Source organism: Frankia sp. AiPs1 (assembly GCF_023716945.1).
Taxonomy (GTDB): domain Bacteria; phylum Actinomycetota; class Actinomycetes; order Frankiales; family Frankiaceae; genus Frankia.
Window position 1 is genome coordinate 1 of the sequence record NZ_JAMQQF010000976.1, and the last position, 1,251, is coordinate 1,251.

Genomic DNA, 1,251 nt, shown 5'->3' on the forward strand with positions numbered 1-1,251 from the left:
GGGCCCGACCGGTCGGGCCGATGCGGCGGTGTCGCGGGGCCGCCGGCTGCTGCCGTCCTGGCCCACGCTGGTGCTGGCCGCCGTGGCCTACCTGCCGTTGCTGGCCACCGCGCCCGGCAAGATCGGCGCGGACACGAAGGCGTACCTCTACCTCGATCCGGGCCGGATGCTGCGCCGGGCCGTCTCCATGTGGGACCCCGCGATCGGCATGGGCACGGTCACCCACCAGAACATCGGCTACCTGTACCCGCAGGGGCTGTTCTACTGGCTGCTGGACATCGCGGGCCTACCCGACTGGGTGGCGCAGCGGCTGTGGACGGGCTCGATCCTGTTCGGCGCGGGCACCGGTGTCCTGTTCCTGCTGCGCTCGTTCCGCTGGCCGGACCGGTTCGCGTTCGTCGCCGCCGCCGGCTACATGCTCTCGCCCTACATCCTGGAGTACGAGGCGCGGATCTCGGCGATCCTGCTGCCCTACGCCGGACTGGGCTGGCTGATCGGCATCACCGTGCGTGGCCTGCGGGAGGCCGAGCCGGGTCGGGCCGGCTGGCGGCCGACGGGCTGGCGCTTCCCCGCCGCGTTCGCCCTGGTCGTCACCACGATCGGCAGCATCAACGCCTCCAGCCTCATCTTCATCCTGTTCGCGCCGCTGCTGTGGGTGCCGTTCGCCGTGTGGGGCACCCGGGAGGTCCGCCTCGGCGCCGCCACGGGCATGTGCACCCGGGCCGTGCTGGCCGTCGTCGTCACCTCGGCGTGGTGGATCGCCGGGCTCTACACGCAGGCCGGCTACGGGCTGAACGTGCTCGCCTTCACCGAGACGATCGAGACGGTCGCCAGCAGCTCACAGGCGTCCGAGGTGCTGCGGGGCCTGGGCAACTGGTTCTTCTACGGCCAGGACGCGCTCGGCCCCTGGATCGGGCCGGCCACCCACTACACCCACGACCTGTGGCTGATCGTCGTCAGCTTCGCGCTGCCGATCCTCGCGCTCGCGGCGGCCTCGGCGATCCGTTGGGGGCACCGCGGCTACTTCGTCGTGCTCATCCTGCTGGGCACCACGATCGCCGTCGGCGTCTACCCCTACGACGACCCCTCGCCCTGGGGCCGGCTGTTCAAGGACTTCGCCGAGGGGTCGACGGCCGGGCTCGCGCTGCGCTCGCTGCCGCGCGCCGTCCCGATGGTCGCCCTCGGCCTGTCGGTGCTGCTCGCCGGCGGCCTGGCCGCCCTGGAGGAGCGGTACGCGGCGCGGCCGGCGGC

General features: G+C 72.9%; 1 protein-coding gene. It reads left to right on the forward strand.

The window, feature by feature from the left end:
* Positions 1-1,251 (forward strand): alpha-(1->3)-arabinofuranosyltransferase family protein (locus ND748_RS32295; protein ID WP_251750059.1); only part of this gene is annotated, 1,251 nt, incomplete at both ends.